The sequence below is a fragment of the Chlamydiota bacterium genome (assembly GCA_016178055.1).
Lineage (GTDB): Bacteria > Auribacterota > JACPWU01 > JACPWU01 > JACPWU01 > JACOUC01.
In genome coordinates this window covers 1-6,899 of record JACOUC010000029.1, presented here as the reverse complement: position 1 = coordinate 6,899, position 6,899 = coordinate 1, and the positions used below count along the sequence as shown (strand labels likewise).

The following is a 6,899-nucleotide window of genomic DNA, read 5'->3' as shown; positions in this document are numbered from 1 at the left end:
TCTTAACCCCGCCAGGCTCGTTTGTCCTCTTTGGGTACTTGTCTGAAGAATTAATGGGTCGAGCGAGGTCTTTCGCCCCATGCCTTCCAAAATAGCCTGTAGCACTTTTGGGCCACAATTTCCTCCAAGCTCAAGGGGAGGAAAAGAGGCTTGCTTAGAGAGAGAAGGTTTTATAAATGGTTCAAAAAGGGGAGCGATATTTTCACGCGTATCAGCAAGTGTCAGATTAATTTGAGAAAGAACAAGAGAGAAGGAAATAAACGATGAGAGAAGTGATTTGAAAAGTTTCATAAGAAGCCCCGCCTTCTACTCTCTTATGCTCTTTGATACAACTTCCACTCTCTCAAAGAGTCATACCCTGTCTCATCAGTTCTTCAAAATTAAATCGGCCAGACTTATACGCAGTCTCTCTATCGCTGCTTAGAGTTTTAACAATGTTGTGCTGGGAATTGATAATAAAGGTAAAATAAATAAATTCCTAAATTACCCATTTTCAATTATCAATTTTTAATAAAAGCGCTATACGCTGTTTTTTTGCTTAAACCTACTACTTAGGGCTGATGATGCCTAAAATTGTTTGGGCCCCCTTCACCCGATCCTCCTCTTTGATTTTTAAATGGAGAGAAAGGGGGAAATAAAGATCCACACGCGAACCAAACTGAATCAATCCAATTTTCTGACCCAAATTAAGGAAATCACCTGATTTACAATAACAAACAATTCTGCGAGCAAATAGACCCGCAATTTGTCTCATCTTGATCTCGATCTTTTTCCCCCGAATCAAAAGCGTATTCGATTCATTCTGGGTGGAAGCATCTTTGTGATCGGCTCTCAAAAAAGACCCGGACTTATGAGCCACATCTAAAACCTCTCCTTCCATTGGAGCATAATTAATATGAACATTCAAAGGAGACATAAAAATGCTGACGAGATTCCATACACAACCCTCCTCTTCCACCTTTTTAATTTGAATAATTCGCCCATCCGCTGGAGATACAATTTCATTGAGATGAGAATAAACCTTTCGCTTCGGATCCCTAAAAAAAAGGGCGGTCAAAACGAAAACGACTAAACTGATAATGGAAAAAAAACCGCAAGTCTTTAGAAGCACACCCGATAAAATGAGGAGTAGGAGTAAAAATAGATAAGATTCTTTTGCAACTGGAATTCTCATATCACCTTCATTATACAAGGCCTTACATCATCGTCAACTTTTTTCAAATGGATTAAACTGACGTGACTTTAAGTTTGTCACAACTACCTTGCCCCGAAAACGTTTTAGCAAAATTATTTCCTTAAAAATAGGATCACCTGACAGGGAAAAATAAAAGGTTTCTTTCATAAAAAAGATGATATTCGACGAATTGTGAATCAGTGATTTTAGCTCAATGACGTCATCAACCCTCTCAATCTTAGGTTTCAAATAAAAAACGAGGCTGGGCTTAAAAAAGCCTGAACTTATAATTCTCTCGGGTCGTTTTTGAAAAAGTCGAATGGGACGGGCTAATTCCTTGATGGAACTTGACTCCCCTATTTTAGGCGCCAGAAGCTGAACAAAAAGAACGAATCCCAACAAAGCAAAACCTGAAACGAGACGAAAGACCCACCGAACACCTCCATAAAAAGAGGCGATGGCCATTCCTAAAAATCCAAATAAAATAGGTAATGAAACCGCAAGAAAACTCGATAGATCCTCTGGGAAACGATTTAGCCAAACCCATCCTCCTAGCCCAACAAGTCCTATAAAAACCACACTTAAAAAAATACTTTCTATCCTAACTCCCAACTTCTTTTCTACTTTCAACTCATCCTCAAAAAATTGAGCGACGAGGAGACTCAGAGGTAAAAAGATGGAGAGAATATAAGTGGCTAATTTAGCCTTTGAAAAAGAGAAAAATAAAAATTCCACGACAACCCATACGATGAGAAAACAAGAAAAGGGATCTTTCCAATAGTCTCTGATAGCCCGTTTAAAAGTGCGGGGAATAAAAACACACCAGGGGAAAAAACCAACGGCTACTACACCAAAATAATAGATAAACGGCTGCGTATGACGAAGTTCCTCTGTTGCAAAACGTTTTACATTATGAAAAATAAAAAAATATTCGAAAAATCCTTTATGAAGCAAACATTCAGCAATGTACCAAGGAAGACCCACAGCTACAAAAACGATGAGGCCTGTGATGACTCGACAATTTTTAAGAAATTTAAGGTTTTTTGTCACGGCAAGAAAAATAAAAAAAATCATGGCCGGCAGAACCAAACCGACGGGTCCTTTGATTAAAAAGGCAATCGCACAGAGAATATAAGTAAATAAAATATATTGACTTTGACTCCGACGCCACGATTCAAAAGCAATCACCAGGGCCAAACTTTTAAAAAAAGATAGACTCATATCTGTGATGCTTAAACGCCCTACAATGCAAAACTCAACAGACGTCCCTAAAATTAAAGCCGCTAAAAAACCCCGCTCTTTTTGATTATTCTTCCAGGCCCAGAAAAAAACAAGAAATAAGCTTAAGAGTCCAAAAAGTGCGGAAGGGAACCGAGCACTCCACTCTGAAATTCCAAACAGTTGATAGGCCCCTGCAATGAACCAATAAAATAAAACGGGTTTATCCCAACGGTCTTCCCCGTTAAACTGGGGATTAATCCAGTCCTTGCTTTCCATCATTTCAGATGCCGTTCCAGCATAGCGAGGTTCATCGGGATCAAAAAGAGGAAGGGATCCCAGCTTAAAGAAGAAAACCACTAATGAAAGAGTCAGCAGAACCAAAATATAAATTAAATTCTTTTTCATATCGTTTCTTTATTTGAATTTACCTTCGAATGGGTCCTCAAACAAAAGAATCCGAAAATCCCCAAAATGGCCGCAAAACTTAAAACGAGTAAATGAAAACAAAAAGCAGCCAGAATCACTTCTTGGCGGCTGATTCCCAAAAGCAAAAACCCTAAAGTCCATCCTCCCTCAATCGTCCCCAAACCTGCAAAACCATAGATAGGTAAGGTCGAAGCCAGTTCCGAAAACGTCGTTCCCAAAACGGTTGTCCAAAACGTAATCACTTGAGAAGAAATTAAATTCCGAGCAATGATATAAAAACAATAAAATTTTGTACCCCAGACCAGGAAGGTTAGAGCAACATACCTCCACAATTTTCCTGAAGCTTTAATTTGATAAAGATCCTGTGAAAGCTGTTTCAAACCTTGAGACAGCCACGAAAAAAATTTCCATTTTAAAAAACCCCGCTTTAAAAAAAAATCATGAACAGCTTGAGCCCCTTTCCTAGAAAAAGCGACTAAAAAAATAAGCAGTAAAAAAGGCAGGCTAAAAAAAGTGATCATAAAAAGCTTCATCACGGGAACGGTGATTTGATTCCAAAAAAGCAAAAGCGATCCTAAGAAAAAAAATCCCATCGCCGTTAAATCAAAGACCCGTGCAAGAAGAAGCGTCGCAATCCCTTGAGAAGAACTGACCGATGCCGTTTTCTTCATTAAAATAACATAAGAGGCCTCGCCCGTTCTCGCGGGAAGAAGATGATTCAAAATATTATGAATCGAGGTGACACAGAAAAGAGAAAAAAGTCGGATTTTTTTACCGACCAGCATCCCCTGCCACCGGAGGGCTCTTAAAAAAGTCGTCACCGTATAAAAAAGAAAGGCTAGAAAAATTTGAGTCCCTGACAAAGCCTTAAGAAGGATTGAAAAATCTTTTACACGAATTTGAAAGAAAAGGAGAGCCGCGACAAACAGTCCAAATCCGGTACCAATGACAACCCGAATTAAATTGGACTTACCCTTCATGAATTCTTACCAGCTTCGCCTTCCTTACAATCATTATTTTTTGGGGATGAGGGATCAACAGTAGAAGATGCGTCCTTTTCAGAAGGAGGTGACTCTTTTGAAACCTTGACCCTGCTGGGGCGAATCACCTTTCCATGAAGAGAATACCCCCTACTTAATTGATGAATAACCTGATGGGGGGAATGACTAGAGTCTTCGTAAGAAACCGCATCATGCTTCAGGGGATCAAAAATTTGCCCCGAAGCCTCAATAACCGTAATTCCTCGACGACTTAAGCAATCCTGAAATTGGTGATAAATCATATTCACACCTGTTCTAAAATTCTCGAAGTTCTGGTTTTCTTTAGATGATTCTAAAGCCCTCTCAAAATTATCGAGAACTTCAACCAATTCAATCAAAAAGTCTTCGAGAACGAGCTTTCTAAAATCTTCGCGCTCTTTGACATTTCTTTTTCGAAAATTATCAAATTCCGCTTGAAGCCGTTGAAGATGGTCCAAATAAAACTCGGAACTCTGGGCCTTTTTTTTGAGCTCTTCTAAACGCTTCCTTGAAGTCCACACCCGCTTATCCAAAACCCTTTGATCACCTTCCTCCTTGAAAGAAAGGTCAGAAGTTTTTGAACCCGGAGGAGCACTATCCATCTCTTTCTTAGAAGCTTGATCCTCTAACTTTTTATCATCACTCATACAGAAATTTAAATTTTAATTATTTTTCTAAGATTAATTCTTTCATGTACAACTTCCCTTCGAGAAATTCCCTAACGGCAATACTATCGTAGTCTTCTGAGGGGGCGCTTTCAACCATGGGTTTATCCCCTCGAAACAATTGCCGAATTCTCTTGGTTAACATATTAATAAGAAGAGGGCCATTCTCTTGCCTCTTTGCCATTTCTTCAAGCAACTGGCGCTTCACCATAATCAACACTCCTTTCAGGTCAAACAAAATTACAATTTTTAGGGGGTTCAGTATATGACAAAAAAGGGTGGAATTCAAATTGTTTTACCAACAACAATATAACTCAAGCACTAAGTCTTGCGTTTTTGCTTCTTTTTTCTATCCTTATATCAATCCCAAGGACAGAGATAGGAAATGAGAACCGAGACGCAAAAGCTTGAGCCAGATTGACCTGAAAAAAACGTAGGCATACACTGACAGGTGTCTGTCGAGGCTTTCTGAAGGTCAAGATGATGGCCAAGATTTTGCGTCGAATTCCATTTCCTATCTCTGTTCTTGGGTCAATACTCTTATTTGACATAAATGTCTAATTCTTGTAATATATAAAATATGAATACTTATTCACATTTACAAGCGGTTGAGTTGTTTCATCTTATTTTCCTACGCCATGTTGGAGAAAATCTTGATAAGGGACTCTATGCCCTAAAAGGAGGATGTAATTTACGTTTTTTTATGAAAAGCATCCGTTACTCTGAAGACCTGGACATCGATATTCAAACGGTTGCAAAAGATACACTCGAAAGGAAAATTGGGAAAATCCTTAACAGCAAGTCCTTGCACCACATGCTGAATTCCCGTGGTATTGAACTCAATCGCACTTCTACCCCAAAACAAACAGAAACAACCCAACGATGGAAAATTTTACTTAAAGTAGAAGGGAAGGAAGTCCTCGTCCCAACAAAAATTGAATTCTCACGAAGAACCCTCATTGAAAGAACCCAATTTGAGCCTATTGATCCTGAAATGATTCAATTCTATAAACTCTATCCTGTTTTAGTGAATCACTACTCAAAGACCACTGCCTTTGCTCAGAAATTACATGCTCTCAGTAACCGTAACATCACTCAAGCCAGAGATATCTTTGATCTCAAACTCCTCATTGAGGCCGGAGCCATCATAGCAAAGGAACCCTTTCACCTTCAGGGAATAGATGTTCAACGAGCTCTAGAGAATGCAAAATCATTAAGATGGGAAGATTTTAAAGGTCAGGTGCTCGCGTATCTTGCCCATGAATACCAGGAATACTACAGCAAAGAAATATGGGAAAAACTACATGAAGAAGTTTTGAGAGAAATAGAGAAACTGAAATTATGAGACTGATCCATGCTTATCAAGAACTTTTGAAACTCCATCAAGGGAGCGTCTCTACTCAAGATGCAGCAGCCTTACTGAAACTTTCAGCCCCTCATGCGTCTAAAATGCTCTCCCGTCTTTCAGAATCGCAACTGTTCGTTCATCTCTCAAAAGGCGTCTGGGCCTTTCCACAAACAGATCCCTTAACCATCCCCGAAAGTCTCACCGCTCCATGGCCAAGCTATATTTCCCTTCAAACAGCCCTTTATTATCATGAAATGATTTCACAAATTCCCGAAAATATCTATGCTATTTCCTTGAGCAGAACAAAGATTTACAAAACTCCACTCGGCACATTTTCAATCCATCGTATCCATCCCAATTTCTTTTTTGGCTTTGAGATTATTGGAAAAGGCATCGCAAAAATGGCTTCTCCTGAAAAAGCCCTTCTTGATTTACTTTACTTAACCCCCGCCAAAAGCAGGCTTTTTAAAACTCTGCCCGAAATTTTAATTCCTAAAAATTTTCGCATGAATCTCGTAAAAAAATACATCTCTAGAATTTTATCGATCTCTAGAAGAACACTTGTGAAAATGCGGTTCGAAGAAATTGGCAAGCAATAGACCCATGGAAACCCGTTTTACATACTCTCGTCCCGAATATCGGCGGACTCGCGAGTGAGCTCCATGTCTCGCATGAGAGAACGAACCTGTAAAGGAGGCCTGACTCCTCCATCTTGAGTCATTTGCTCTCTTAAGGCATCCGCCTCTTCCTTGGGGATTTCAAGGGCTTTGATCAGCCTATTAAATTCCTCCGCAGAATCCGCACACAATACAGCCCAGACCAACCAGTCCACATCAAATCCTTCACGGGCGTAAACGGCTTGAATTCCTTTTTCTCTCAAAGAAGGACCATAACGAGGCCAATTCTTTTCATCTCCAATGACGCGAATTTGTTCCGGTTTTTGATCAATCGCTTTGGTCAGGGGTTCACCCACATCCCCTTCCCCAGACAAAACAATCAATTCCTCAGTAGGCACAAGCGCCCTCAAATCTTTATTTTCACCCAAA

General features: G+C 39.7%; 9 protein-coding genes. 2 read left to right on the top strand and 7 right to left on the bottom strand.

The window, feature by feature from the left end; all coding sequences use genetic code 11:
* The 6 genes from HYS07_03670 to HYS07_03645 form a co-directional block, all read right to left on the bottom strand.
* The coding region (locus HYS07_03670) for a hypothetical protein (protein ID MBI1870274.1) at positions 1 to 291 on the bottom strand (291 nt) is incomplete at its 3' end.
* A 256-nt stretch (positions 292 to 547) separates the two neighbouring features.
* Positions 548 to 1,174 carry a phosphatidylserine decarboxylase gene (locus HYS07_03665; GenBank protein ID MBI1870273.1) on the bottom strand — a complete coding sequence of 209 codons (627 nt, stop codon included), beginning with the start codon at positions 1,172 to 1,174 and terminating at the stop codon, positions 548 to 550.
* 33 nt (positions 1,175 to 1,207) lie between these two features.
* Positions 1,208 to 2,800 (bottom strand): glycosyltransferase family 39 protein, encoded by a 1,593-nt coding sequence (locus HYS07_03660; protein MBI1870272.1) that lies wholly within the window; start codon positions 2,798 to 2,800, stop codon positions 1,208 to 1,210.
* Positions 2,797 to 3,801 carry a flippase-like domain-containing protein gene (locus HYS07_03655; GenBank protein MBI1870271.1) on the bottom strand — a complete coding sequence of 335 codons (1,005 nt, stop codon included), beginning with the start codon at positions 3,799 to 3,801 and terminating at the stop codon, positions 2,797 to 2,799. Before HYS07_03655 ends, HYS07_03660 begins: the two co-directional genes overlap by 4 nt.
* Positions 3,798 to 4,487 (bottom strand): nucleotide exchange factor GrpE, encoded by a 690-nt coding sequence (locus HYS07_03650; protein MBI1870270.1) that lies wholly within the window; start codon positions 4,485 to 4,487, stop codon positions 3,798 to 3,800. The genes HYS07_03655 and HYS07_03650 overlap by 4 nt, the downstream gene beginning before the upstream one ends.
* A gap of 19 nt (positions 4,488 to 4,506) precedes the next feature.
* A complete protein-coding gene (locus tag HYS07_03645) occupies positions 4,507 to 4,689 on the bottom strand; it encodes a DNA-directed RNA polymerase subunit omega (protein MBI1870269.1) in 183 nt (60 codons plus the stop codon).
* Positions 4,690 to 5,085: 396 nt separating this feature from the next.
* Here HYS07_03645 and HYS07_03640 point away from each other — a divergent pair, with 396 nt between their 5' ends.
* Positions 5,086 to 5,850 (top strand): nucleotidyl transferase AbiEii/AbiGii toxin family protein, encoded by a 765-nt coding sequence (locus HYS07_03640; GenBank protein ID MBI1870268.1) that lies wholly within the window; start codon positions 5,086 to 5,088, stop codon positions 5,848 to 5,850.
* Positions 5,847 to 6,452, top strand: coding sequence for a hypothetical protein (locus tag HYS07_03635; GenBank protein MBI1870267.1), 606 nt, complete (start codon positions 5,847 to 5,849; stop codon positions 6,450 to 6,452). Before HYS07_03640 ends, HYS07_03635 begins: the two co-directional genes overlap by 4 nt.
* Before the next feature lie 17 nt (positions 6,453 to 6,469).
* On the opposite strand, the gene HYS07_03630 is transcribed toward HYS07_03635, so the two are convergent.
* A partial coding sequence (locus HYS07_03630) for a hypothetical protein (GenBank protein MBI1870266.1) occupies positions 6,470 to 6,899 on the bottom strand: 430 nt, incomplete at its 5' end.